Genomic DNA, 23,830 nt, shown 5'->3' on the forward strand with positions numbered 1-23,830 from the left:
GTCAATCCTTCGGGAGGGTGACCAGCGGCAGGTAGGCCCTGCGCGTGGTGCCGTCAATCTGTTCGAAGTCCAGGGCGTCCACCGCTTGGGTGTTGAAGGCGGCGCCGTCGTGCAGGGCGTGCGAGAGGAGCGCCCGGATGGTATTGATGTGCTGCTCCTCAGGCGGCAACTGCTGCCACGCCTCCGAAAGGGTGGATGCGCCGGCCATGGCGGACCGCACCACCTCGGGCTTGGCCTTGCCGGTCCTCGGCGAGCGCACGCGGTCGGAATCGCTGAAGGCGATGGGGTCGGCCAGTTTGGGCGGAGCCGCAAACTCGTCCGGATCAAAGAGCTTCACCATGGACAGCGACTCGAATCCCGCGTTAAAGAGGACGGGCCCGCGCACCAGGGCCGGGCGTTCCCGCTCGTACGGAAGTGACCGGATGGCCTGCTCGGCTTCCCGCAACACCTGCCGGAGCCGGACTGACTGGCGGAAGTCGTCGCTTTGAATGTACGTGTTGAGGCTTTCGCTGAGCTTGCCGTAGATCCGCTGGATCTGGCTGTGCTGCTGCCGGAGTTCGGCCACCAGGTTCTTCAGGGTTTCCCTGTCCTCCGGCGAAAGGTCGTCCGCGAACTGCCGGCTGAGCACCTCCCCAATGGCCGAGCGGAACCGCAGCTGCTGCTGCGGGTCCTCCAGGAACGCGGTGAAGGAACGGAAGGTCCGGCCCTCGGGACTTTGGCGGAGCCGCTTGTCCGCTTCCAGGACCTGGGCCATGGTGGCGCCCTTGGTCAGGGACTCCTCGATGATCTGGTTGCGCAGCTCGCCCACCAGTTCCTCGATCCGGTCACGCATCTTTTTGTAGTCAGCAGGCAGGCTGGCGGCGAGGTCCAGGATGTTCCCGGCAGCCTCCACGGCTTCGTCGTCGTCGAGCAGTCCGTCGAATTCGCCCGTGCTGATGTCCTGGATCAGCTGCTGGCGCTCCTCGATCTCCTCTTCCAGGGCCTCGAGGCGTGCGCTCTGGTCCGGGTTGGTCTCGTTGGCGAGCTTCTCCACGTCACCGAGCAGCGTCCCCAGCCGGGAACCGTTAAGCGTGGACCGCTCACTGGACAGGCTGTCCAGGAACGCCAGCACGCGGGCCGCCGGCTCGGTGACCTCGTAAACGATCTGGCCGGACTGGTTCCGCCGCGTGAGGAACTGCCGCCGCGTCCACTCATCGCCGAAGGCTTTTCCGTTTGCCCCGCCTCCCAGCCCGGGCTCCTGCCGGCGGAGCTCCTCAAGGAAGGAGTCGACGTCGGCATGGAACTCCTCGAGCGGCAGCTGCGGCCGGGTGCGGGTAAAGGACGCCTGCAGCACCGCGATCACCCAGGGTGCGGAGCGCGTCAGGGCCCAGGCAGGTCCTTTGGTCAGGAGTTCGAGGTCCCGGAGCCGGGCGCTGATGGCGTCAGCGGATGACCTGGCGGAGCGGGGCACACACTCTCCTTGGACTGTTTAAAGGGCTGGGGCATGGGCACGGACGGAAAAGTGCCGACTACAAGGTTAACCCAGGCGCTCGAAACCGCGCCGTGACCTACTTCGCCGTAGTATTTCGATCCCATATCAAGAGCCTCCGGATCCCGCCGCGGCTCTGGCCGGGCAGGCTGTCTCCCCCTACGCTCGTGCTACTGACTTCAGGCCAAGCAACGTCGCAGCAGGGGGATTCATGCAGTTCGATTTAAGCTCGGTGGAAACCGCAACCTTGGTATTCATTGGAACGCTCGTATTTGGTCTTGTCCTGGCCGCTTTCGTCCTGGCGGCGGGGCTGGTGGCGCTGGTCCTGCTGGGCGCCGGGAAGCTCAGCTGGACGGTGGTTTCCAGGACGCTGCTGGCCGTGGTTCATGGCATCAATGCCGGCTGGGACCGGCTGGTGCACCACGCTGCCGCCATCGACGCCGGCGGGGACTTCCAGGGGCAGGCGTCCCCTGGCACAGGAACCTACCCGCGGGTAATATTGAGAGACAGCTAAAGGGTTCTCCAACCCGGCGGAGCCCATGGCTACGAAGCATCCGGCCAAGGAGATAACCCATGAGCTCCGCCACTGACAGCCCCTCACAAACCAGCCCTGCACCCGCAGGTTTCGGCGGTACACCAACGGACGCCCCTGCTGAAGACACCCCGGTACCGGCAGGCAAGATCGGCGCAGGCGTCACGGCGGATGAGGCACGCGCCGTTGCGGAAGCCGCACGGGAATCCGGATGGGACCGCCCCAGCTTCGCCAAAGGTCTTTACCTTGGCAGTTTCGACCTCAGCCTGGTCCACCCCTGGCCCACCCCGGACCCGGCGGACGTGGAACGCGGCGAGGCCTTTATGGCCCGCCTGATGGACTACGCGCGCACCATGGATGGCCGGATCATCGAACGGGACGCGCGCATCCCCGACGAATACCTCAAGGGCCTGGCGGACCTCGGCGTCTTCGGGATGAAGATTCCAGCGGAATACGGCGGCCTCGGCTTGTCGCTGGTGTATTACGGCCGGGCGCTCGCCCTGCTGGGCTGCGTCCACCCAAGCCTCGGCGCCCTGCTTTCCGCACACCAGTCCATCGGGGTGCCCGAACCCGTCAAAGTCTTCGGTACTGCGGAGCAGAAGCGGGAATTCCTGCCGCGCTGCGCGGCCGGCGCCGTCACCGCCTTCCTCCTCACCGAACCGGACGTGGGCAGCGATCCCGCCCGGATGGGCAGCACAGCAACGCCAACGGACGACGGCGAGGCGTACCTTCTCGACGGCGTCAAGCTCTGGACCACCAACGGCGTCATTGCCGAGTTGGTGGTGGTGATGGCCGTGGTGCCGGCCCGCACTGACGCGGACGGAACCATGCACAAGGGCGGCATCAGCGCGTTTGTGGTGGACATGGACTCACCGGGCATCACCGTGGAAAACCGGAACGCCTTTATGGGCCTGCGCGGCATCGAAAACGGCGTTACGCGGTTCCACCAGGTGCGCGTCCCCGCAGCGAACCGGCTGGGCCGGGAAGGCCAGGGCCTCAAAATCGCCCTCACCACCCTGAACACGGGCAGGCTTTCCATTCCGGCGCTCTGCGTGGCGTCCGGCCGCTGGAGCCTGAAGATCGCGCGGGAGTGGTCCAACGCCCGGACGCAATGGGGCCGGCCGGTAGGCGAGCACGAGGCCGTGGGCAAGAAGATCGCCTTCATTGCCGCTTCGGCCTTCGCCCTGGACGCCGTGTTCGAGCTCTCCGCCGAGCTTGCCGACGCCGGCCAGAAGGACGTCAGGATCGAGGCCGCCCTCGCCAAGCTTTGGTCCACCGAGATCAGCTGCCGGATCGCCGACGAACTGGTACAGATCCGCGGCGGACGGGGCTTCGAGACCGCCGAATCGCTGGGCGCCCGGGGAGAACGCGCAGTACCCGCCGAGCAGCAGCTGAGGGACCTGCGCATCAACAGGATTTTTGAGGGTTCCTCGGAGATTATGCGGCTCCTCATTGCCCGGGAAGCGGTGGATGCGCACCTGGCCGCCGCGGGAGACCTTGCATCCCTGAACGCGAGCCTGGGCGACAAAGCAAAGGCCGCCGTCGGCGCCTCCGGCTTCTATGCCCGCTGGCTGCCCAAGCTGGTGGCCGGGGCGGGCATGGACCCGCGTTCGTACGGCGAGTTCGGGCGGCTGGCCAGGCACCTGCGCTTCGTGGAGCGCTCGTCCCGCAAGCTGGCCCGGCAGACGTTCTACGGCATGGGCCGCTGGCAGGCAAAACTGGAACGCAAGCAGGCATTCCTTGGACGTGTGGTGGACATCGGCGCGGAACTGTTCGCCATGACCGCCTGCTGCTCGCGGGCAGAAATGCTGCTCCACACCGCCCCTGAAAAGGCCGCGAGCGCCTACGAGCTTGCCGAGGCGTACTGCGAGCAGGCACGGGTGCGCGTGGAGGAGTATTTTGACCAGCTGTGGCGGAACACGGACGACGGCGACCACCGGCTCACCCGCAAGGTGCTCGCCGGAGATTACACCTGGCTGGAGGCCGGGGTGCTGGACCAGTCCGAAGGCACCGGCCCGTGGATCGCCGACGCCTCCCCCGGCCCGTCCCGCCGCGAAAACCTGCACCGCAAGTACCGCTGATCCACAGGTCACGAAATAGTAAGCATCCTTGCTATCTCTGCGGGCCGATGGTTGAGTGGAGCCATGAGCAGCCCAAGAGATCCCGAGAACCTGCCTCCGCGGCGAGCCCGCGAGGATGCTGACCGAAGCGGAAGCTACCGTGCGGCCTCGGCCGGAGACGATTCAACGCGCACCTTCGATCAGGTGCCGGCCACTGACGCGGGAAGCACTTCCACCTATGAACAGGTACCGGCGTCCCGGGACGAACGGGCCACGGCCGCTTATGCAGAGCGGGACTACGTGCCCGCGGCGGCGGCGCCTGCCGCCAATCCAAACCTGACGGACCGGCAGACGGCGGTGGCCCGCGAAAAGGAGCAGTTTGGCGGTATCAAGGTGGGCTCGGCGTTCTTTGGCTGGCTGACCGCCACCGGCATGGCCGTCCTCCTGACAGCCCTCGTGGCCGCCGCTGGAACAGCGGTGGGACTGGCCACCAACACGGACGTCAACGAGGCGGTCAACCAGGCAGCTTCCAACAGCGGCACTGTTGGCCTGGTGGGCATCATTGTGCTGCTGGTCATCCTGTTTCTCTCCTACTACTGCGGCGGGTACGTGGCAGGCCGCATGGCGCGCTTCAACGGAGTCAAGCAGGGCCTGATGGTGTGGATCTGGGCGCTGATCGTTGCGGTCCTCGTATCCATCCTGGGGCTCGTGGCCGGGCAGCAGTTCAACGTGCTGGCCAACCTCAACAGCTTCCCGCGGATCCCCATCAACGAAGGCCAGCTCAACACCATGAGCATTATCGCCGCCGTAGTGGTGGCGCTGGTGGCCCTGCTGGGCGCCGTGCTCGGCGGGCTTGCCGGCATGCGGTTCCACCGCAAAGTGGACAAGGCCGGCTTCACGCCGGATGAGGACTACGACGACGTGTAGTCAGGCCAGGATCTTTCCGTCCAGGTAAAACCAGCGGCCATGCTCCCGCACGAACCGGCTCACCTCGTGCAGGACCCCGCGGTCACCGCCCTGCCGGAAGTAGGCCTTGAATTCCACCGTGCCCTGGACATCGAGTGGACCTCCGCGGTCGGTGGACACAATGTCCAGGCGCCGCCACTCCATCTCCGGGTCCAGGTCCAGGTGCTTCGGGGCTTCCGACGGGTGCCAGGTCCGGAGCAGATAAGTGCTATCAAGAAGTACGAAGGCGCTGTAGCGGGACCGCATCAGCTGCTCTGCCGTTGCTGCCTCCGCCGATCCCGAGTGGAACCTGCCACAGCACATCCGGTACTGCTCGCCGGACAGGCACATGCAGTTCCTGCTTTCCGCGTCCTCAACCATAAGCGCTCCTGCCTCCTTCTCCCGGACCCGCGGCGCACGCCGGGTCCGTCCGACTATAGGCCCCGGGCCCATGTCATATCGGATAACAGCTTTGAAACAACCCCGGCCGGCAGCCCGCGTCCGGCGGCACGGCGCGGCAAAAATCCGTATGGTGGAGAAGGAGCCATTGAGCCGGCGGTGGGGTGCCGGCGCGGGCTTCGACGCTGGCAGAGAGGAGAGATGACGTGGAAAATTCGGATACGCTCATCCTCAACCTGACCTTTTTGGGCACCGTGGGAATGGCCTTCCTGATGTTCCTGGTGCTCTTCCTGCTGGGCGTCATTACCCTCGTCCTGGCGGGCATCGGCCGGCTTGCCGCCATCACCCTCATGGCCTTGTTCGGCAGGCGCTCCCGCAGCGAAAACCTTCCGCTCGTCCGCTTCGGTGTGCCTGCAACAGCAACGCCCGACGACGGCGCCCCGGAATCGGAGGGCCGCCCGGCCGATGGCGGGCCTTCAGCAGGTGAAACCCCACAACCCGGCCGCGAGCCCCGCGACTGGCGCGCCACGCTGAAGCCGGCCCGCCTGCGTCAGGCGCTCCGCACCGCCGTCGTACGCCATCCAACCCTGGCGGCCGCACGCCGCGAGCCTCCCGTCCTAGCCGAGGACTGGGCCTCCGCCGTCGCTGAGGCGGACGCGCGGGCCATCGCACGGGCACGTGCCGCTGCACCGGAAATCAAGCTCTCCGTGCGGGACCTGCCGGATCCGCATGTTCCCGCCGAGAAGGTGGTGGAGGTCGCTCCGCTCGTCGAGTCCAAACTGGAGGACCACCGCCACGCACACGTCCCGCGGTCGTTCAAGAAGCCGCAGGTTCCGCAGCCGCTGTCACCGCTGGACACGGGATCCCTTGTGTCCCTGTCAGGTCCGGCGCAGGTACTCAAGGACAGGGCCGGCAACGGCAAACAGCCCTTACCCTGAGCAACCATCTGGGTTAGCGTGAAACCCATGGAATTCAGATACCTCGGAAACAGCGGCTTCAAAGTCTCGGAAATCACCTTCGGCAACTGGCTCACGCACGGTTCCCAGGTGGAGAACGACGTCGCCAGCCAGTGTGTGCGCGCCGCCCTCGACGCCGGCATCAGCACGTTCGACACCGCTGACGTCTACGCGAATACTGCTGCGGAAACCGTCCTCGGCGAAGCGCTGAAGGGCGAGCGCCGGGAGTCCCTGGAGATCTTTACGAAGGTCTACGGCCCCACCGGCCCCAAGGGCAAAAACGATCTGGGCCTGTCCCGCAAGCACATCATGGATTCCATCAATGGCTCCCTGCGGAGGCTGCAGACGGACTACGTGGACCTCTACCAGGCCCACCGCTACGACTTCGAAACGCCGCTCGAAGAGACCATGCAGGCGTTCGCCGACATCGTCCGGCAGGGCAAAGCGTTGTACATCGGCGTCAGCGAGTGGACGGCGGAGCAGCTTCGGGAAGGCCACGCGCTGTCCAAGGAACTCGGCTTCCAGCTCATCTCCAACCAGCCGCAGTACTCCATGCTATGGCGGGTTATCGAAGCCGAGGTGGTGCCGGCGTCCGAAGAGCTGGGTGTCTCGCAGATCGTCTGGTCACCCATGGCCCAGGGCGTTCTGAGCGGCAAGTACCTGCCCGGGCAGCCGGCTCCCGAGGGCAGCCGCGCCACCGACGAGAAGGGCGGCGCCAAGATGATCCAGCGCTGGATGCGCGACGACGTCCTGGCCGGCGTGCAGGAGCTGAAGCCCATCGCGGAGGAAGCCGGGCTTTCCATGCCGCAGCTCGCCGTCGCCTGGGTGCTGCAGAACCCCAACGTGGCCTCTGCCATCATCGGCGCGTCCCGGCCTGGGCAGATCGCCGACAGCGTGGAAGCCGCAGGGGTGACCCTGGAACCGGAAGTCCTGAAAAAGATCGACGACGCCATCGGGTCCCTGGCCGAGCGCGACCCTGCGCAGACCAAGTCCCCTGCCGCGCGCGAGGCCTAGGACTCCTGGTGACTGACGCCTTGGACCTGCCGGACCTTGCTGTCACCGGTTCCACCGGCGGCCTGGGCGGAATGGTGGCGCGGCAGCTTGCCGCGGCCGGTTCTGCCCAGCGCCTGCTGGTCCGCGACGCCGCCCGCGCGCCGGAGATCGAGAACGCCCCGCCCGTGGTGTGCAGCTACGGGGATGCCGCCGCCGCGCGGCAGGCCCTGGAAGGTGTGAAGGTCCTGTTTATGGTGTCCGCCGCGGAAACCGAGGACCGGGTACAGCAGCACTACGCTTTCGTGGACGCCGCCGCGGCGGCGGGCGTGCAGCACGTTGTGTACACCTCGTTCTACGGCGCAGCCCCGGACGCCACCTTCACGCTGGCCCGGGACCATTACGCCACGGAGCAGCGCATCCAGGGTTCCGGGATGGACTACACCTTCCTGCGGAACAACTTCTATATGGACTTCCTCCCGCTCCTGGCCGGCGAAGACGGCGTCATCCGCGGGCCTGCCGGCGAGGGCGTCTTTGCCGCGGTGGCACGCGAGGACATTGCACGCTGCGCCCTGGCCGTGCTCCGGGACCCCGCCATCCACAAGGGCAGGACCTACAACCTCACCGGCCCCGAGGAACTCACCCTGGCAAATGCTGCCAGGATCCTCACCGAAGAAACCGGACGGACCATCGCCTACCACCCCGAGACAGTGGAGGAAGCCTACGCGTCCCGGGCGTCATACGCTGCGCCGCCTTGGCAGGTGGACGCATGGGTGAGTACGTATACCGCGATGGCCGCCGGGGAGATGGCAGGAGTTTCCCCGGACATCCACGGGCTCACAGGGCAGGACCCGCTGCGCCTGGCCGAGTTCGTCAAGCAGCCGCAGCTGTAGCTCCGGGGCGTTGACGGGCTCGCGGGGCGGGCGTAAACCTGAGGCAACGGGTGCTCCCCCGCGGGAGCCCCCACGCCGGAGAAACCGCAGCCCAGCAGAATCGCAGCGACATGACCCAGATCCAGCCAAACCCGCCAACCCGCCCCGTCTCAGCCCCGGAACAGCAGGCGCAGGCCGCCGCCGGCCCAACCACCGGTCCCCTCACACCGGAGGAACTCCAGCTGGGCGCCCGCAACCATTCGATGCCCCTGGAAGCCCTCCGGCGCGATATCACCCCACCGGGCCTGCACTATGTGCTCACCCACTTCGACATCCCGGACATCGACTCGCCGTCATGGCACCTGCGCGTCGGCGGTGCCGTGCAACGCGCCCTTGAGCTGAGCATGGCGGCGCTGCGCAAGGATCCCGCCATCACGGTGCCGGTCACCCTCGAGTGTGCGGGCAACGGCCGCTCGCTCCTGAAGCCACGGCCCCTAAGCCAGCCGTGGATTATGGAAGGCGTGGGCACGGCGAACTGGACCGGCGTTCCGCTCGCCTACCTCCTCGGGAAGGCGGGAATCCTTCCGCACGCGGTGGAGGTGGTGTTCACCGGTGCGGACGCCGGGATCCAGGGCGGCGTCACCCAGCGGTACGCGCGGAGCCTGCCGATCCGCGAGGCGATGCGTGCCGACGTCGTACTCGCCTACAAGATGAACGGCAGCGAACTGCCGCCCCAGCACGGCTACCCGCTGCGGCTGGTAGTCCCGGGCTGGTACGGCATGGCGAGCGTGAAGTGGCTGGAATCCATCGAGGTGGTCACCGCCCCGTTTGCCGGCTACCAGCAGCAGGTCGCCTACCGCTACCAGCAATCAGGGGACGACGACGGCACACCGGTTTCGCGGATCAGGGTGCGTTCGCTGATGGTTCCGCCGGGTATCCCGGACTTTTTCACGCGCAAGCGGGTGTTGCCGCCTGGGCCTGTGATGCTGCAGGGCAGGGCATGGTCCGGGCACGCGGCTGTTACTGCCGTTGAAGTAGGGATCGACGGAAAATGGCTGCCGGCCCAGCTGGAGGAACCCGCCGGCGGGTTCGCCTGGCGGAAATGGACGCTGCCCTGGGTAGCCGATCCGGGCGAACATGAGCTCGCATGCCGGGCCACGGATGCCAGCGGAGCCAGCCAGCCCCTGGAGCAGAACTGGAACTACCAGGGGCTCGGCAACAATATGGTGCAGCGGGTCAGCGTGACAGTGGAGTAGCTGTTTGGCGTTGCCGGCCCCGTTAGCTGTGCCGGCGGGGCTATACTCGGTGCCAGCCATGACCAGCCTTCCCTCTGCCCCCGCCAGTGTCCGCATCGATGCCTGGCTGTGGGCGATCCGCGCCTACAAGACCCGCTCAGCGGCAACGGCTGCCTGCCGGGCAGGACATGTCCGGCTGAACGGCAGCCCGGCAAAAGCTTCTGCGACGCTGGTCAACGGGGATTCCGTCACCGTCCGGATGCCGGGCTACGAACGGATCCTTGAGGTGCGCCGCCTGATCAACAAACGCGTGGGCGCGGAGGCCGCCTCCCACTGCTTCACCGACCACACGCCGCCTCGGCCCGTCGCCCCTGCGCTGGGCCTGCCGCAGCGCGACCGCGGCGCCGGCCGGCCTACCAAGAAGGACCGGCGCGAGATGGAGCGCCTGCGCGGGCCTGCATGAGTGACGGCGCTGCGGGCAGCCTGATCCTGGCCTCGGTCCGGTTTCCGGGAGACGCGGGGCTCTACGACGTCCACATCCGGTCGGGCAGCGTGCGCTGGGTTGGTGCTGCCGGCAAAGCAGCCGGTGGCGAGCACGTCATTGACGCGGACGGCCGTTATCTCATCCCGGGGTTGTGGGACGAGCACGTCCACATGACCCAGTGGGCCCTGCATGCCAACAGGATCGACCTCTCCGGTGCGGCCAGCGCCCAAGGCGCTGCCGCCGTCGTCCGTTCATCCCTGTCCACCGCCGAGGCAGCCATGACCATGGTCGGCGTCGGCTTCCGCGATGCACTGTGGCCGGATGCGCCGTCGCTGGAACTGCTGGATTCCGCCACCGGGAACCAGCCCACGGCCTTGGTCAGCCACGACCTCCACAGCGTGTGGCTCAACTCGGCTGCCGCAGCGCGCTACGGGGTGCACATGGATGCGTCCGGGCTGCTGCGCGAAGAACCTGCCTTCGCGCTGACGCGAGACCTGGGCCGCCTTCCCGACGCCGTGGTTGACGAGTGGGTTGCCGCGGCCGCGCGGGCAGCCGCCGCACGTGGAGTGGTGGGTGTCGTGGATTTCGAGATGACGTGGAACCACGATCCGTGGCTTCGGCGCATCGCCGACGGCTTTGATTCCCTCCGTGTTGATGCAGGCGTCTATCCGGCCGACCTTGAACGTGCGGTTGCCGGCGGCATGCGGACGGGTATGGATGTCGACGGCGGCAGGGGACTGCTGCGGGTCGGTCCGCTCAAGGTCCTTATTGACGGAGCCCTTAATACCCGGACGGCTTTTTGCGTGGATCCCTATCCCTTTGGCGGCCATGGCCTGCTGACCGTGGCCTTTGAGGAGTTGACTGCGCTGTTGATGCGGGCGGGGGAGGCCGGTTTTGTCCCCGCCGTCCACGCCATCGGTGACGCGGCCAACCAGGTTGCCCTCGATGCGTTTGAGCAGGCCGGGGTAGGCGGTCGGATCGAGCATGCGCAGTTTGTGCGCGGGGAGGATTTCGCCCGGTTCGGCCCGCTTGGGGTGGTGGCCAGTGTCCAGCCATTGCACGCGCTTGACGACAGGGACGCCGCCGACTTCAACTGGCGGGGGCGCACCGACCGAGCATTTCCACTGCGCTCCCTGCTCGACGCCGGCGCCTCGCTGTTGCTGGGCTCGGACGCCCCCGTGGCGCCGCTTGAGCCCTGGCTGGCAATGTCGGCTGCCGTCCTGCGGGCACGTGATGATGGGCGGGAACCGTGGCATCCGCGGGAGGCCATCACACGGGAGCAGGCAATTCTGGCCTCCACGCGTGGACGGGCCGGTGTTCACGTCGGAGATCCCGCCGATCTTGTGCTGCTTGACGGCGATCCACTCTCTGTTTCGGATGCCGTGTTTGCCGCAATGCCGGTGGCCGGGACGATGGTTGCCGGCCGTTTCACTTACGACGGCGGCCTGGCCCGCTCCTGAGGCAGGGCACCTTTTGCTGTCGGCCCCTCTCGTTCGGGTGTCAGCCTCCGGCTCGGCTCCGCGCCTGTACCAGGTTGGCAAACGGCAGTTTTCCGAACTCAGCCACGAAGGCAGCGTGATACTCCGCCTCGGCCCTGTTCAGGCGTTCAGCGGGCAGTTCCTTCCAGGCGACCAGCAACTGCCCGGCGTTCTTGAGCTGCCAGACCAGGCGGCCGTCCCAATGGCCCGGCGGTTTGCCCTGTCCGAAGTCCAGGAACTCCTGGATTTGCCGCCTCAGCCCGCGGTTGCCCTTGCTGCCCGGGCCTGCCTTGCCAAGATAGAGGACGACGGCGGCATCCACCCATGCGACAGCAAGCTCCGGCGCCGGCACCGATGGGTCCTTCTTCTTGAACACGCCGGCAGTGCTCTTCTTCAGGAAATCCGGCTGGAACCCCTCCGGCGTCAGGACGGCGAAGATGCCCGTTCCCTGCGGAACCCGCATGAGATCAAGGTCCTTGAACGGCCTGAAGCCCGTGAACCCGTCGTCTTTCAGGCCCTTCCTGGTGAACAGCATCCCTACATTGAACAGCATGGTGCCTTGTCCCTGGCTGCTTATCCACAGCGGACGGGTTTATCCACATAGCAAGATTGGTAGCGCAGTGTTTTCACACCCTGCTGGAAGACTTTGGTTATGGAAGCAGTGGCGACGGCGGGGCAGCAGAGGGCGGTAGGCCGCCCGGGGCCTGAGGTTGGGGATGTCCTGCGGACGTTGTCTTTGGTTCGTCCCGCTGCTGACCGGCAAAGAATGATTGACCAGATGCGGGAGCTGGAGGACGTGAAGTCCGCTGCCGCGGCGAAGCAGGCCCGCATCGCCGTGGCCTACGATCTTGGCGTCCGGCGGGAACAGGCCGCCGCGGGTGTGCCGGCGGATGAGCTCGGTGCCGGTGTGTGCGCGGAAATCGCATTGGCGCGTCGGGAGTCCCCGTCCCGTGGGAGCAGGCTGCTGGGGTTGGGGAAAGCCCTGGCTGAGATGCCCCACACGTTCGCGGCGCTGGAATCTGGCCAGCTGAACGAGTGGCGGGCCACCCTGGTGGTGAGGGAAACGGCATGCCTGTCGGTTGAGGACCGGGCCGCTGTGGATGAAGAGATCGCGGCGGACACCGGGTCCCTGGCTGGTTGCGGGGACCGGGCCACCATCGCCGCCGTGCAGGCCGCTGCATACCGGCGGGACCCGCACTCAGTCGCCAGGCGGGCCAGCCATGCCGTGAATGAACGGACCGTGACCCTCCGGCCGGCGCCGGACACCATGACCCGGCTGACCGCTCTCCTTCCGGTGGCCCAGGGGGTCGCCGCCTATGCGGAGCTGACCAGGCACGCAGATGCCTTGAAGTCTTCCGGGGATGAGCGGCCCAAGGGTGCCATCATGGCCGATCGACTCGTGGAATGCGTCACCGGCACCCCGGGCGGCTACACCGGCATCGACCTCCAACTCGTCATGACCGACCGCACCCTCTTCCAAGGCCACAGCGAACCCGCCCGCCTCACCGGCTACGGCATCGTCCCCGGCGAATGGGCCCGAAAAGCACTCAAGGGCGAACTGATGACAGACGCGGGAGCTGGGCACTTCGCGGATGGTTCCGAGCTTCAGGTATGGCTCCGCCGGCTCTACACCGCCCCCACCAGCGGGGAGCTCGTCGCGATGGACTCCAAAGCCCGGCTCTTCCCGCCGGGACTCCGCCGGTTCATCCAGGTACGGGACGACACCTGCCGCACCCCCTACTGCGACGCGCCCATCCGCCACCTGGACCACATCATTCCCTGGCATAACGACGGCACAACCGCCGGCACCAACGGCCAAGGCCTCTGCGAAGCCTGCAACCACACCAAAGAAACACCAGGCTGGGCCGCAAAGACGGTTACCAGACCAGGTCAAAGGCATTCAGTCGAAACAAGGACACCCACCGGCCACACCTACAGGTCGACCTCGCCGCCCTTGCCGGGGACAGCGCTGCCAGGAGTTGTGGCCGTACCTGTCAAGCAGCTCTCCCGCCGTCGTAGGGAAAAGAGGCAGCGGATGAGGGTCCTCAAACGCGCCCATAAGACGCGGTCCTGGGCGTGAGCGCAGGGTATCCAGCAGAAGGGAGACAGAACTTCCCCTGCCCACCCTCAAGCCCGAAAGCGTAGAGTGGCCTAAGACGCCTGTTTCTGGACGCCTTGCTGCTGAGGGAGAAATCGTGACGATTGATTGGGACGAAAAGAAAGCCCTGCTACAGGAACCGAACATCGCGAAGGTAACCCAGCTTTGCGACGAACTGATGGAAAAGAAGCCGGGCTCAACCGTCCCCTACATCGACCCGGTGCATGACGAGGATGAATGCCGGATTGTCAGCCTGCAGGTAAGCCCGGGAAAGGGCACCGAGTCCGGCTTCGTCTCGCACTACAACGATGACGAAGCGGCCCGCCGCGCCACCCAGATCTACGAGCTTGCCGAGCTGGATTCCCGCTACGTTATGCCGTGGAACGCCTACCCTTGGGTGCGTGACCCGGGGATGCCATCGGCGCTGAGCGTGCAGGAAAAGACTGACGGCCTGCGGCCCTTCCGCCAGTTCCTCAAGATCAACTCCCGCGTTTCGGCGATCATCGCCCACGGCACGGACGCTGCCACCTTCCTCACCTTGTTCGAGAAGACCTACCACTCGTCGCTGAAGAACAGCGGCATCAAGGTTTACAAGGCCACGGCCCTCGGGGGCCGGGCCTTTGCTGTCTCCGAAGCCAAGCAGGAAGAACTGCTGGCCAAGAACGTGGAGATCTATAAGGACGCCATGCAGCGGGCGGGCATCCAGCACCTCTGAACGGACAGCGCCGATGGATGTGCTGACTTGGTTGCTCGACGGCGATCCTGCCATCCGCTCGCAGGTCCTGCGCGATCTGACGGATGCTTCGACTGGTGACGTTCAGGCAGAGCGTGAGCGGATTGCCACCGAAGGCTGGGGAGCCAGGCTTCTGGCCCTCCAGGGCACGGACGGTCAGTGGGCGGGCGGCACGTACTGGCCCGCCGCCGATGACGATCCCGACAGCCAGCCCTGGACGGCGACCACATACAGCCTGTTACTCCTCAGGGACTTCGGCCTGGACCCCGAAAGCCGGGAAGCCCGGCACGCCATCGGACTGGTCCGTGACAACAGCCGCTGGGAGGAAGGCAACCAGCTCTTCTTCGACGGCGAAGTTGAACCCTGCATCAACGGCATGACCGTGGCCCTGGGCGCGTATTTCGGAGAGAACGTGGACAGCGTGGTGGAGCGGCTGACCCGCGAACAGCTGCCCGACGGCGGCTGGAACTGCGAAACGGAACGAGGCTCCACCCGCTCGTCCTTCCACACCACCATCTGCGTCCTTGAGGGGCTCCTGGAACATGAGCGGGCCACAGGGGGAACACCTGAATCAGGCAAGGCCCGGCACCGCGCGGAAGAGTACCTGCTGGAGCGCGGGCTGCTGCGGCGCAAGTCCAGCCGTGAACTGATCAGCCGTGACTGGCTGCAGTTCTCCTACCCCACCCGATGGTTCTACGACGTCCTCCGCGGCCTGGACTACTTCCGGGGCGCCGGCGGCACCCCCGACAGACGGATTGACGCGGCCATCGACGTCGTGAGGTCCAAGGAGCAGCCGGACGGCAGGTGGTTGCTGGAGGGCACCCACCCCGGGAAGGTCCACTTCGCACTGGAGGGCGGAGACGGACAACCAAGCCGGTGGAACACCCTCCGCGCCTTGCGGGTGCTTCGCTGGTACGAATCCGGCTAGGACTGCGATCAGCCTTCCATCAGCCTGCGGCGGTGCTTCAGCTCCTTGACCCACGCCCTGGTGACCAACTCGGGAAATGGCGAGCCGCCGTCGTCGTTGGCTTTTGTCCCGGCGCCGCCCAGGACACGGAAAGCCGTTCCTGATTCCAGATCCGCGATCAGAGGGGCCGAGGCCTTGAGGGCGATCTCGACAACCTGGGCCGCCGCACGGTCGGTCAGTCTTAGCTCCGAGGCCCAGCCGAGGAACTGGCGGCGCGAAATCCCGGTCCGCTTTCCGCCAAGGGTCAAGGCAAGGGTTTTGTCGCCGTAAACCACGGTGGAGGGAATGTCGTACACGGGCGCGATGGTCCACTCGCCATGTGGCTGCTGGACCATCGATACGTTCTTCGCGTGCAGGTCCCCGTTGCCGGTCAGCCAGGCGTAGGCCCCTTGGATCGCCAGGTTCCGGAGCGCGGGAAGCGGCGCGGAGCAGTGGTCCGCGAGGGCGTGGCATACCTGGCCGTACCCCACGTTGTACTTATCCGCCGGGTAGAGCTTCAGCACCTGCGCCCCGTCCTCCACGGCGAGACGGCGGACGTCGCCGGGTCCGTTATCCGGCCCGGGTACACGGTCGAAGCGCTCCACCAGCAGCCCGGGCCTGCCGGCAACGTCCCGGACCAGCTGGACGCGGCTGAGCGGGATCCGAAGCTTTGCCGCGTAGCGGAACATCACGTACTCGTTCTCCACCACATGCGGGAACTCGGGTGCGTTGAGTTTCAGGATGAACTGCCGCCCGGTACTGGCCACCGGCACGGAAATCATTCCGGCGGAGAGTTTGTCCTGCACACCTGCCAGTGCCACCGGATCGATAAGGTCGGGGTCGCCCAGCAACTGGTCAAAGTCCAGGCTCCGCTGCGGGTCCAGCTGGACCGCATGCTCGTCACGGTTCAAGGGCTCGCCATGCCCTACGATCTGCACATCTCCCACCGGATTGCCGCCGGCAGCGATCAGCAGGGACAGGTCGTCGTCCGCGCTGGTCTTGATGGAACGCCGCAGCGCGTTGAGTCGGCGGCCCTCCGGCAGCAGCCCGGTGAAATATGGCGGGGCGGCGCCGGCGGCGGAAAAGACAGGTTCGCTGGTGAGCGGCAGGGAAGTGGCGACGGCGGGCCCGCCGCTGTGGAGGTAGGCAGGCAGATAGCCGAACTTGGTTCCGCCGTCGTGCCTTTCGAGCCGTGCGGCGAGGACTCCGGCTTTGTAGATGTCCGCGATGCGGTGCCTCACGGCCGGGCCTCTTCAGAACCTGTCATCGTCGCCGCTGAAGGGGCGGTGCGTGTCCGTGTGCCGACCTGGAGCTCCAAACCAAGCGTATCCAGGAGAGCCAGGAGTGAGTCGAGCTGGACGCTTGGCTTGCCTTGTTCCACGAACCGCACGAAGCGCTCCGATACCCCCGCCAGCTGGGCAAGATCATGCTGCGTCAACCGGAGCACGGCGCGGCGGGACCGGACTTCGGAGGCAAGGCGATCGGCAAAGGACGCTTTGATGGCAGCCTCCTATAGGTACGAACGTTCCGATTGGGCACTTGCGGCCAGTTTAGAACGAACCGAGACCGGATCAAAGAAGAAGACCGGTACGAGCGTGCCGGAGGAGCGTCCCCTGGAAGGGCCAGCACGGCGGTAAACCGATGTGGAACAGAACTGCGGCAATCTTGAGGTCCGCTTGAAGAACTCTTGCGTTTTCGTGACCAGCATACATAGAACAAGCACTCAGGTTCCTTCACGGTTGATGCATTCTTCCGGCACGGACCTGGCGCAGCGTCTACCGAAAGCACCAAGTGAAGAAACTGATAATCGCCACCGTGGCCACCACAGCCTTGGTGGCAGGCTCCGTTGCAGTCGGCGCAGCAGCGAACGAAGATTCAGGGACGGTGGTGCGAGTCGTCGACGGCGACACTCTCATCGTTTCCATCAACAACGGCGATCACACCATTCGGCTTCTCAATGTGGACACTCCTGAAACAAAAGACCCCAACCAGCCGGTCGAATGCCTTGGCCCGCAAGCCTCGAAGTACCTCGAAGAGGCCCTCCCCAAAGGCACCCAGGTAAGGCTGGAATTCGATGTCGAGCGCCACGACAAATACGGCCGCACGCTGGCGGGAGTCTTTGCTCCGGACGGTTCCCTCGTGAATGCCGAGATTGCAAGGGAAGGGCTGGGGATACCGGTGCAGTTCGGCGAAAACCGCAAGTTCCTTCCGCCCGTGCAGGCAGCCTACGAGGAAGCCCGGGCTGCGAAGTCCGGCCTTTTTTCCGAGGCCATAGACTGCACCCTTCCCGCGCAGCTGGCTGAGACAACCAAAGCACTGGAAGAGGCAGCCGGGGCTGCGCCGGCAACAACATCGGCGGCCGCGGGCACGGCGGCGGCCGCACTGGCTGCGAAGCTTGCCGCTGCCAAATCCCTCAGGGCGGTCCTTGCTGCTACCAAGGACGCCAACAGGGCAATCTACTGGGCCGGGCTTTCGGCGGCCGCCACTACGGCCGCTGTGGCCGCGCTCGAAAAGAAGATCACCTCTGGCGAGCAGAAGAGGGATGAGTTCAAGGCACAGCAGTCGACGTTGGCGGCAGCTGAAAAGAAGGCCGAAGAAGACCGCCTGGCAGCCGAAGCTCGCGCAGCCGCTGAAAAGAAGGCCGCCGAAGAACGTGCAGCTGCCGAGAAGAAGGCGGCCGACGAAGCCGCAACCGCCGCAAAGGCAGCAGCGGACGAAGCCGCCCGGCAGGCCGCTGCTGAAGCAGAGCGGCTTCGCAGGCTGCCCGCACCGGCGCCGTACGTGGCCCCGGCTCCCCAGCCATACGTTCCACCAGCACCCGCACCCTATGTACCACCGGCACCCTCCAAATACACAGGACCCCGCTGCTATGCGCCAGGCGGGAAAACCTGGACGCCCTGCTGAACACCCATCAACAACGGCGGGTCCGAGAGCTTAGCTACTCTCCGGACCCGCCGCTGCAATGGTCGGATCAGGAGGTCGTTTGATCGCCCGAATGGGCGCTCTTGCGGCGTTCCTCGATGCTCTGGGCGACCTGCAGAATGCTGTCCTCCACTCCTCCGGCGATGGCCTTTGGTGCTGCCGCAACAGAGCCGGCCGCGGCACCCACAGCCCCGGCCACGGCGCTCCCGGCTGCGTGGCCCAGATCAAGAAGGGATGTATGCCATTCCTTGCGCTCGAATGCCTCTGTAGCCGGCATGCCGTAGGCCTCGGAGAACACCACGAGAAGCCGCTGGATTTCAGAGACCGCATCATAGAGTTTGGGCAGCTCGAAGGGGTTCGCCACGCGAGTTAGGGTGTCCACTTTGGACGCTTTCGCAGCAGCGTCTGCCAATTTCTGCACTTTGGATCTGGTGAGCTCAAGGCGGCGGTCCTTGGCCTGCGCTACGTGGCGGGTGTGTGCGCCCGCCGGGTCCGCCTTGGACGCATGAACAATTTCGAGTGAATCCATCCGAACCATGTTCGTCAGCGCCACCGCTGTGATGATCAGCCAATGCTGAAGTTCACCTGAGGCAGCGTTCCTTGCCCCGTCCAGCCGCTTGCCGAAGCTCTTCGCATTTAGTCCGTCCGCGAGCGCATCTATGTGGTTGAGAGCCACCGCGTGCATCTGTGACAAAGCAGCAGCCTGCCCCGCCACCTGGTCCCACAGGGTGGGCGTCAGTTCTCCCGTTTCTTCAAAATAGCCAAAGGCCTTCTCCAGGATAAAGGTGGTCCCCTGGATGTTGCCCAGCGCTTCGTTCCGGGTGTCCCGCAGCACCGTATCGAGCTTGGCGTCAATCGATTCGAGCTGCACCTCCAAGCTGTGAATAGCAGATCGTATCGCGATCGCAGCTGCCAGCATCGCAGGGTTTGGTCCGGCTGGGAGGCCCACGGGTGAAGATTTCACCAGCTCGACGACGGTATCGATTCTTCCGTCAGGATTGCGAAGGACCCCGCTGACGAGGCCGAAGGCTTCTTTGGTAGAACCTGCCAGCTCCAGGTACTTGGCATAGGACTCGGGAGTCATCTGGAACGAGTTGCCACTTATTCCACCCTGCCCCAGCATGCCGAGCAGCCCGCCAGCAGCGGCCAGCATGTCAGTGACTGCTGTCCCGACCTTTGCCGTTGACTCGGGGGGAACGTCGAGCTTCCGAAAGAGTTCCGCGATGGCATCAGGTGATCCTGCCACCAGGGCGGACTCGCCCTCAACGTAGAGGGCAAGGTCCGGGTTCACATCATTCATAGGGGACATCTTCACACACGGTTCAGACAGACGGCCGTTGCCACGTTGAGTGTCCGATCCAACACAGGGCAGCACTACCCATGAAAGCCAAGCGCTACTCCGTCAGCCACTAAACTCACATGGGTGATCACAGGTGAAATCAAGTCCCAAGTAGACAAGGTCTGGAATACGTTCTGGAGCGGCGGTATCTCAAACCCCTTGGAAGTCATCGAACAGATCACCTATCTGCTGTTCCTGAAGCGCCTGGACGAGAACCACACGCGCGAGGAGAAACGGGCCAACCTGCTGGGCCAGCCGCTGCAGAACGCGGTGTTCCCCGAAGGCCTGGACCCGCAGGGCCGGCCTTACTCGGACCTTCGCTGGTCCCGGTTCAAGGACTTCTCGCAGGCTGAGATGTTCACCGTCTTCTCGCAGAGCATCTTCCCGTTCCTGCGCAATGAGCTCCCCAAGCTGGCCAACGGTGAGGACTCCACCTACAGCCACCACATGAAGGATGCCCAGTTCAAGATCCCGAACGCCGGCGTCCTGAAGCAGGTGGTCGACGTCATCGACAGCATCAACATGGACGGCAAGGACACCAAGGGCGATCTCTACGAGTACATGCTCTCCAAGCTGGCATCCGCCGGCACCAACGGCCAGTTCCGGACGCCCCGGCACATCATCGACCTAATGGTGGCCATGATCGCGCCCAAGCCGCTGGAGGCCATTTGTGATCCGGCCTCGGGCACGTGCGGCTTCCTGGTGCAGGCCGGCGAGTTCCTGCGGAGGAACAACCAGAACCTGCTCACCAATGACGAGAGCGGCAAGTTCTTCCATAACCAGCAGTTCCACGGCTTCGACTTCGACTCCACCATGCTCCGCATCGGCTCCATGAACATGCTGCTGCACGGCGTGGAGAACCCGGACATCTCGTACCGTGATTCGCTCGCCGACCTCCATGCCGACGAGGAGGAAAAGTACAACGTCATCCTGGCCAACCCGCCGTTCGCCGGCAGCCTGGACTACGAGAACGTCGCCAAGGACCTCCTGACCGTCGTCAAGACCAAGAAGACCGAGCTCCTCTTCCTGGCGCTCTTCATCAAGCTGCTCAAGCCGGGCGGCCGGGCTGCCGTCATCGTTCCCGACGGCGTGCTGTTCGGCTCCACCGGGGCGCACAAGTCGCTGCGGAAAACGCTTGTCGAGGGCCACAAGCTCGACGCCGTGGTGAAGCTCCCCTCCGGTGTCTTCAAGCCGTATGCCGGGGTGTCCACGGCCATCCTGTTCTTCACCAAGACGAACTCCGGCGGCACGGACAACGTCTGGTTCTACGACGTGAAGTCCGACGGCTTCAGCCTCGACGACAAGCGCACCCCGCTCGGCACGTCCGACCTCCCCGATGTCCTCGCCCGCTGGAATGAACGTTCGACGACGGAACTTGAGCGCGCGCGCACGGACCAGTCGTTCTGTGTGCCGCTTTCCGAGATCGCCGCCAACGACTACGACCTGTCCCTGAACCGGTACAAGGAGATCGAACACGAATACGTCGATCACGCCGAGCCTGCGGAGATTCTGGCGACGGTGGACGAGCTGGAGGCTGATATCACCGAGGGGTTGGCAGAGTTGCGGGAGCTGCTGAAGTGATGAAGGCAGAGATACCCAGCTCCCAGGTGAAGCTCGGAGACGTTGTTGAGTTCCTCGATCATCGTCGCCGCCCAATTACTGCGAAGGACCGCATCCCTGGTGAAATTCCTTATTACGGAGCCAACGGCCAACAAGACTCCGTGCGCGGGCACATTTTCGATGAATCGCTCGTCCTCCTAGCCGAAGACGGCGGCTATTTTGACAACCCGAGCCGTGGCATCGCATACAAGATCGAAGGTAAGTCTTGGGTAAACAACCATGCGCATGTACTCCGCCCCCGAACCGGTACGGATATTGCATTTCTTGCTCGCGTTCTCGAAAACTATGACGTTCGCCCATTCCTAACGGGAACAACCCGCGCAAAGTTAACCAAAGCAGCGGCTTCTCGGATTCCAATCAGCCTTCCGCCCCTCGACGAGCAGCGGCGGATTGCGGCGATCCTGGACAAGGCCGACGAGCTCCGCACCAAGCGCCGCGAAGCCCTCGCCCACCTCGACACCCTCACTCAGTCAATCTTCCACTCCATGTTCGGCGACCTCCGGACCGATGTTCCATGGCCACGAGTCGCCATTGGCAAAGTTTGTTCAGCCATCGTTGACTGCGTAAACCGAACTGCCCCTTTGGCAGACGGTCCCACAGACTTCAAAATGATCCGGACCAGCAATGTTCGTTCTCGAGCAATTGATCTTAGTAACGTCAGGTATGTAGACGAAGAAACTTTCAAACGCTGGAATAGACGCACCACTCCCCTGATGGGCGACGTGGTCCTAACGCGGGAGGCCCCGATGGGTGAGGCTGGTGTCATCAGAACGAGTGACCAGGTCTTTTTGGGTCAACGGACCATGCTTTATCGTCCGAATACATCAAAACTCGAAGCAACGTACTTGCTGTACTTTCTTACCTCTGAATATATGCAGAGCGAGTACCTCAAGAATGGATCCGGCTCAACGGTAAAACACCTTTCCGTCCCATACTGCCGCACCTTTGACATATATCTGCCTCCGCTGGAACTCCAGCGGACCTTTGCGATCCGGGTCGCCGGCGTCGAACGCTTGAAAGAACTGCAGCGCAAGCATCTGGCTGAGCTGGACGCCCTGTTCGCATCACTTCAGCACCGAGCGTTCAAGGGAGAACTGTGATGTCGGAAGTTCAAACGGAATCGACAGCCACCGAAGTTCCGATCTGGCCGGCGCTCATAGTTCCTGCCCTGCAGGCGCTTGAGGACGGCCGGACGCTCCACCGCAAGGATTTGTTTCATCAGGCCGCAGACAAAGCGGGCCTTTCAGACTGCACGGCTTGAGACGCTGAACTCGGGCGGCCTCCGCTACGCGCAACGGATGGGGTGGGGCCTCAGCCACGTCACCCGTGCCGACTGGATTGACCGGCCCACCAAGGGGCACTACTGCATCACCGACGAAGGCCGCCGGTGGCTCAAAGAGAACCCCGGAGGCATCAACTACCGCCAGGCCCACGAGATCTTCGCCAAGTACTGGCCCAAGTCGGAGAAGCAGGTATCGGCACAAGAAACATTGACCACCAGCCTTCCAACGGCTGAAGAACTGGAGCCCGTCGAGCAGATCGAGGAGGGGATCAACCGGATCCACGCCGAGGTGGGCGTCTCCCTGCTCTCCCGGCTCCGCAAGGCCATCCCGACTTCTTCGAAGAGGCGGTGGTCAAGCTGCTCCTCAAAATGGGCTACGGCGGTGCAGAGCAGCGTGGGCGTCGTATTGGCGGCTCGGGCGATGGCGGGGTGGATGGCGTCATCGACCAGGATGCGCTCGGGCTCGACCGGATCTATGTCCAAGCCAAAAGCTACGCGGACGGCAACACCGTCGGCCGTGAAACAATCCAGGCTTTTGTGGGCGTATTGCACGGAGTCGGGGCATCGCGTGGAGTCTTCATCACCACCAGCACCTTCACCTCCGGAGCCCGCCAGTATGCCGAGAACGTCCCCTCACGGATCATCCTGATCGACTCCGCCCGCCTGGTCAGCCTCATGATCAAGTACCGGGTGGGCGTCCAAGTGAAGCAGAGCTATGACGTGGTGGAACTGGACGAGGACTTCTTCGAGTAAAGACCGACGAAGGATAAGGGGCCTGGCCTCATAACAGCTCGAGGATCTCGACGACGTCGCTGACCAGCTCGAAATCCTTGGCGTTCCGCGTCATCAGGGGTATGCCCAGCGAGTGGGCCTGCGCGGCGATCATGATGTCCTTGCTTCTGGCATGCTGCGGCCGAAGCGAGCGAACCTTGGCCGCCAGCTCACCGTAGCTCTCCGCCGCTGGCTCATCGAAAAGGATCCAGTCCATCAGCTCTCGCCAGACGGCAAGCCGGCGCACCCGCTGCCGCCGGATCTCCTCGGAGGCCGAAGAACGGATGCCAAAGTGCAGTTCCGCCAACGAAATAATGCTTGACCCCAGCACCTCACCTTCCGGCCACTCTGCCGGCGGGCTGATCAGGATGTTCGTATCGAGCAGGATCAAAGACGCTCCCACGGGTCCACCAACGGGTCCGCATCCCGGGATTCCCGGTGCTCTTCCAGCCAGCCGGTCTGGTCCGCGCCGAGGCCGGCCACTTCAAGAGCACGGGCAACGTCGGCAGCGGGCGTCCACTTCCTGCGGTGCATAATGGGAGACATCCTGGCCACGGCCCGCCCCTGCAGGGTGATCTCCACGCTGGCTCCATGCTCAACGCGCTCTATGACAGCCCTAGGGTTTTGCTTGAGTTCCCGAACGCCCACCTTGTCCATACGTGCAGTGTATTCCCGAAGTAGTCTTTGTTCTACAAGTACT

24 protein-coding genes are annotated in these 23,830 nt (G+C 64.8%); 16 read left to right on the forward strand and 8 right to left on the reverse strand.

Annotated features, from left to right (window positions below):
* Position 1: 1 nt before the first annotated feature.
* Positions 2-1,450: a DUF3375 family protein gene (locus AC3A4Z_RS21215; RefSeq protein ID WP_493972989.1), complete on the reverse strand. Its 1,449-nt coding sequence runs from the start codon at positions 1,448-1,450 to the stop codon at positions 2-4.
* A gap of 229 nt (positions 1,451-1,679) precedes the next feature.
* Here AC3A4Z_RS21215 and AC3A4Z_RS21220 point away from each other — a divergent pair, with 229 nt between their 5' ends.
* The 3 genes from AC3A4Z_RS21220 to AC3A4Z_RS21230 all read left to right on the forward strand — a co-directional run bounded on the left by AC3A4Z_RS21220 (position 1,680) and on the right by AC3A4Z_RS21230 (position 4,987).
* Positions 1,680-1,982, forward strand: a complete 303-nt coding sequence (locus AC3A4Z_RS21220) for a hypothetical protein (protein ID WP_498714115.1) — start codon at positions 1,680-1,682, stop codon at positions 1,980-1,982.
* Positions 1,983-2,041: 59 nt separating this feature from the next.
* Positions 2,042-4,081 carry an acyl-CoA dehydrogenase family protein gene (locus AC3A4Z_RS21225; protein ID WP_498714117.1) on the forward strand — a complete coding sequence of 680 codons (2,040 nt, stop codon included), beginning with the start codon at positions 2,042-2,044 and terminating at the stop codon, positions 4,079-4,081.
* Positions 4,082-4,144: 63 nt separating this feature from the next.
* On the forward strand, positions 4,145-4,987 hold the full coding sequence (locus AC3A4Z_RS21230; RefSeq protein WP_498714119.1) for a TIGR04086 family membrane protein: 843 nt from the start codon (positions 4,145-4,147) through the stop codon (positions 4,985-4,987).
* Here the strand turns inward: AC3A4Z_RS21230 and AC3A4Z_RS21235 are convergent, their stop codons facing one another.
* Entirely contained in the window at positions 4,988-5,386 is a 399-nt protein-coding gene (locus AC3A4Z_RS21235) for a YchJ family protein (protein ID WP_498714121.1), read from the reverse strand.
* A gap of 224 nt (positions 5,387-5,610) precedes the next feature.
* Here AC3A4Z_RS21235 and AC3A4Z_RS21240 point away from each other — a divergent pair, with 224 nt between their 5' ends.
* The 6 genes from AC3A4Z_RS21240 to AC3A4Z_RS21265 all read left to right on the forward strand — a co-directional run bounded on the left by AC3A4Z_RS21240 (position 5,611) and on the right by AC3A4Z_RS21265 (position 11,401).
* Positions 5,611-6,342: a hypothetical protein gene (locus AC3A4Z_RS21240; protein ID WP_498714123.1), complete on the forward strand. Its 732-nt coding sequence runs from the start codon at positions 5,611-5,613 to the stop codon at positions 6,340-6,342.
* A gap of 27 nt (positions 6,343-6,369) precedes the next feature.
* On the forward strand, positions 6,370-7,374 hold the full coding sequence (locus tag AC3A4Z_RS21245; RefSeq protein WP_498714125.1) for an aldo/keto reductase family protein: 1,005 nt from the start codon (positions 6,370-6,372) through the stop codon (positions 7,372-7,374).
* A gap of 8 nt (positions 7,375-7,382) precedes the next feature.
* On the forward strand, positions 7,383-8,243 hold the full coding sequence (locus tag AC3A4Z_RS21250; RefSeq protein ID WP_498714127.1) for an SDR family oxidoreductase: 861 nt from the start codon (positions 7,383-7,385) through the stop codon (positions 8,241-8,243).
* A 110-nt stretch (positions 8,244-8,353) separates the two neighbouring features.
* Positions 8,354-9,478, forward strand: a complete 1,125-nt coding sequence (locus AC3A4Z_RS21255) for a sulfite oxidase (RefSeq protein WP_498714129.1) — start codon at positions 8,354-8,356, stop codon at positions 9,476-9,478.
* Positions 9,479-9,536: 58 nt separating this feature from the next.
* The gene (locus AC3A4Z_RS21260) at positions 9,537-9,920 is read left to right on the forward strand and encodes a S4 domain-containing protein (RefSeq protein ID WP_493972980.1); all 384 of its coding nucleotides are present in this window, start codon (positions 9,537-9,539) and stop codon (positions 9,918-9,920) included.
* On the forward strand, positions 9,917-11,401 hold the full coding sequence (locus AC3A4Z_RS21265) for an amidohydrolase (RefSeq protein WP_498714132.1): 1,485 nt from the start codon (positions 9,917-9,919) through the stop codon (positions 11,399-11,401). Before AC3A4Z_RS21260 ends, AC3A4Z_RS21265 begins: the two co-directional genes overlap by 4 nt.
* 40 nt (positions 11,402-11,441) lie before the next feature.
* Here the strand turns inward: AC3A4Z_RS21265 and AC3A4Z_RS21270 are convergent, their stop codons facing one another.
* Positions 11,442-11,972, reverse strand: a complete 531-nt coding sequence (locus AC3A4Z_RS21270; protein ID WP_498714134.1) for a hypothetical protein — start codon at positions 11,970-11,972, stop codon at positions 11,442-11,444.
* Between the two features lie 213 nt (positions 11,973-12,185).
* Here AC3A4Z_RS21270 and AC3A4Z_RS21275 point away from each other — a divergent pair, with 213 nt between their 5' ends.
* From AC3A4Z_RS21275 to AC3A4Z_RS21285, 3 genes are all read left to right on the forward strand, one after another.
* Complete coding sequence (locus AC3A4Z_RS21275; protein ID WP_498714235.1) at positions 12,186-13,499, forward strand: HNH endonuclease; 1,314 nt, start codon at positions 12,186-12,188, stop codon at positions 13,497-13,499.
* A 115-nt stretch (positions 13,500-13,614) separates the two neighbouring features.
* Positions 13,615-14,232, forward strand: coding sequence for a uracil-DNA glycosylase family protein (locus AC3A4Z_RS21280; protein WP_050057302.1), 618 nt, complete (start codon positions 13,615-13,617; stop codon positions 14,230-14,232).
* 13 nt (positions 14,233-14,245) lie between these two features.
* On the forward strand, positions 14,246-15,178 hold the full coding sequence (locus tag AC3A4Z_RS21285) for a prenyltransferase/squalene oxidase repeat-containing protein (protein ID WP_498714136.1): 933 nt from the start codon (positions 14,246-14,248) through the stop codon (positions 15,176-15,178).
* 8 nt (positions 15,179-15,186) lie between these two features.
* Here AC3A4Z_RS21285 and AC3A4Z_RS21290 read toward each other — a convergent pair whose 3' ends face one another.
* A complete protein-coding gene (locus AC3A4Z_RS21290; RefSeq protein WP_498714138.1) occupies positions 15,187-16,437 on the reverse strand; it encodes a type II toxin-antitoxin system HipA family toxin in 1,251 nt (416 codons plus the stop codon).
* Positions 16,434-16,697: a type II toxin-antitoxin system Y4mF family antitoxin gene (locus tag AC3A4Z_RS21295; RefSeq protein ID WP_498714237.1), complete on the reverse strand. Its 264-nt coding sequence runs from the start codon at positions 16,695-16,697 to the stop codon at positions 16,434-16,436. Before AC3A4Z_RS21295 ends, AC3A4Z_RS21290 begins: the two co-directional genes overlap by 4 nt.
* Positions 16,698-16,987: 290 nt before the next feature.
* Here AC3A4Z_RS21295 and AC3A4Z_RS21300 point away from each other — a divergent pair, with 290 nt between their 5' ends.
* Positions 16,988-18,100 carry a thermonuclease family protein gene (locus tag AC3A4Z_RS21300; protein WP_498714139.1) on the forward strand — a complete coding sequence of 371 codons (1,113 nt, stop codon included), beginning with the start codon at positions 16,988-16,990 and terminating at the stop codon, positions 18,098-18,100.
* Positions 18,101-18,167: 67 nt separating this feature from the next.
* On the opposite strand, the gene AC3A4Z_RS21305 is transcribed toward AC3A4Z_RS21300, so the two are convergent.
* Positions 18,168-19,418, reverse strand: a complete 1,251-nt coding sequence (locus AC3A4Z_RS21305) for a hypothetical protein (RefSeq protein WP_498714141.1) — start codon at positions 19,416-19,418, stop codon at positions 18,168-18,170.
* A 123-nt stretch (positions 19,419-19,541) separates the two neighbouring features.
* Here AC3A4Z_RS21305 and AC3A4Z_RS21310 point away from each other — a divergent pair, with 123 nt between their 5' ends.
* The 3 genes from AC3A4Z_RS21310 to AC3A4Z_RS21320 all read left to right on the forward strand — a co-directional run bounded on the left by AC3A4Z_RS21310 (position 19,542) and on the right by AC3A4Z_RS21320 (position 23,112).
* Positions 19,542-21,038, forward strand: a complete 1,497-nt coding sequence (locus tag AC3A4Z_RS21310) for a type I restriction-modification system subunit M (RefSeq protein ID WP_498714143.1) — start codon at positions 19,542-19,544, stop codon at positions 21,036-21,038.
* On the forward strand, positions 21,038-22,177 hold the full coding sequence (locus AC3A4Z_RS21315) for a restriction endonuclease subunit S (RefSeq protein ID WP_498714239.1): 1,140 nt from the start codon (positions 21,038-21,040) through the stop codon (positions 22,175-22,177). Before AC3A4Z_RS21310 ends, AC3A4Z_RS21315 begins: the two co-directional genes overlap by 1 nt.
* Before the next feature lie 530 nt (positions 22,178-22,707).
* Positions 22,708-23,112 carry a restriction endonuclease gene (locus AC3A4Z_RS21320; RefSeq protein ID WP_498714145.1) on the forward strand — a complete coding sequence of 135 codons (405 nt, stop codon included), beginning with the start codon at positions 22,708-22,710 and terminating at the stop codon, positions 23,110-23,112.
* Between the two features lie 28 nt (positions 23,113-23,140).
* Here the strand turns inward: AC3A4Z_RS21320 and AC3A4Z_RS21325 are convergent, their stop codons facing one another.
* Complete coding sequence (locus tag AC3A4Z_RS21325; RefSeq protein ID WP_498714148.1) at positions 23,141-23,521, reverse strand: PIN domain-containing protein; 381 nt, start codon at positions 23,519-23,521, stop codon at positions 23,141-23,143.
* Complete coding sequence (locus tag AC3A4Z_RS21330) at positions 23,518-23,712, reverse strand: hypothetical protein (protein WP_498714151.1); 195 nt, start codon at positions 23,710-23,712, stop codon at positions 23,518-23,520. The genes AC3A4Z_RS21325 and AC3A4Z_RS21330 overlap by 4 nt, the downstream gene beginning before the upstream one ends.
* Positions 23,713-23,830: the final 118 nt, after the last annotated feature.

The sequence above is a fragment of the Arthrobacter sp. Soil_C_49 genome, from assembly GCF_057656635.1.

Bases quoted from the DNA above. Each gene is read 5' to 3' on its own strand.
- AC3A4Z_RS21260 (WP_493972980.1), top strand. From the start codon at position 9,537: ATGACCAGCCTTCCCTCTGCCCCCGCCAGTGTCCGCATCGATGCCTGG.
- AC3A4Z_RS21305 (WP_498714141.1), bottom strand. From the start codon at position 19,418: ATGAATGATGTGAACCCGGACCTTGCCCTCTACGTTGAGGGCGAGTCC.
- AC3A4Z_RS21270 (WP_498714134.1), bottom strand. From the start codon at position 11,972: ATGCTGTTCAATGTAGGGATGCTGTTCACCAGGAAGGGCCTGAAAGAC.
- AC3A4Z_RS21220 (WP_498714115.1), top strand. From the start codon at position 1,680: ATGCAGTTCGATTTAAGCTCGGTGGAAACCGCAACCTTGGTATTCATT.
- AC3A4Z_RS21265 (WP_498714132.1), top strand. From the start codon at position 9,917: ATGAGTGACGGCGCTGCGGGCAGCCTGATCCTGGCCTCGGTCCGGTTT.
- AC3A4Z_RS21315 (WP_498714239.1), top strand. From the start codon at position 21,038: ATGAAGGCAGAGATACCCAGCTCCCAGGTGAAGCTCGGAGACGTTGTT.
- AC3A4Z_RS21235 (WP_498714121.1), bottom strand. From the start codon at position 5,386: ATGGTTGAGGACGCGGAAAGCAGGAACTGCATGTGCCTGTCCGGCGAG.
- AC3A4Z_RS21275 (WP_498714235.1), top strand. From the start codon at position 12,186: ATGATTGACCAGATGCGGGAGCTGGAGGACGTGAAGTCCGCTGCCGCG.
- AC3A4Z_RS21245 (WP_498714125.1), top strand. From the start codon at position 6,370: ATGGAATTCAGATACCTCGGAAACAGCGGCTTCAAAGTCTCGGAAATC.
- AC3A4Z_RS21225 (WP_498714117.1), top strand. From the start codon at position 2,042: ATGAGCTCCGCCACTGACAGCCCCTCACAAACCAGCCCTGCACCCGCA.
- AC3A4Z_RS21285 (WP_498714136.1), top strand. From the start codon at position 14,246: ATGGATGTGCTGACTTGGTTGCTCGACGGCGATCCTGCCATCCGCTCG.
- AC3A4Z_RS21255 (WP_498714129.1), top strand. From the start codon at position 8,354: ATGACCCAGATCCAGCCAAACCCGCCAACCCGCCCCGTCTCAGCCCCG.
- AC3A4Z_RS21230 (WP_498714119.1), top strand. From the start codon at position 4,145: ATGAGCAGCCCAAGAGATCCCGAGAACCTGCCTCCGCGGCGAGCCCGC.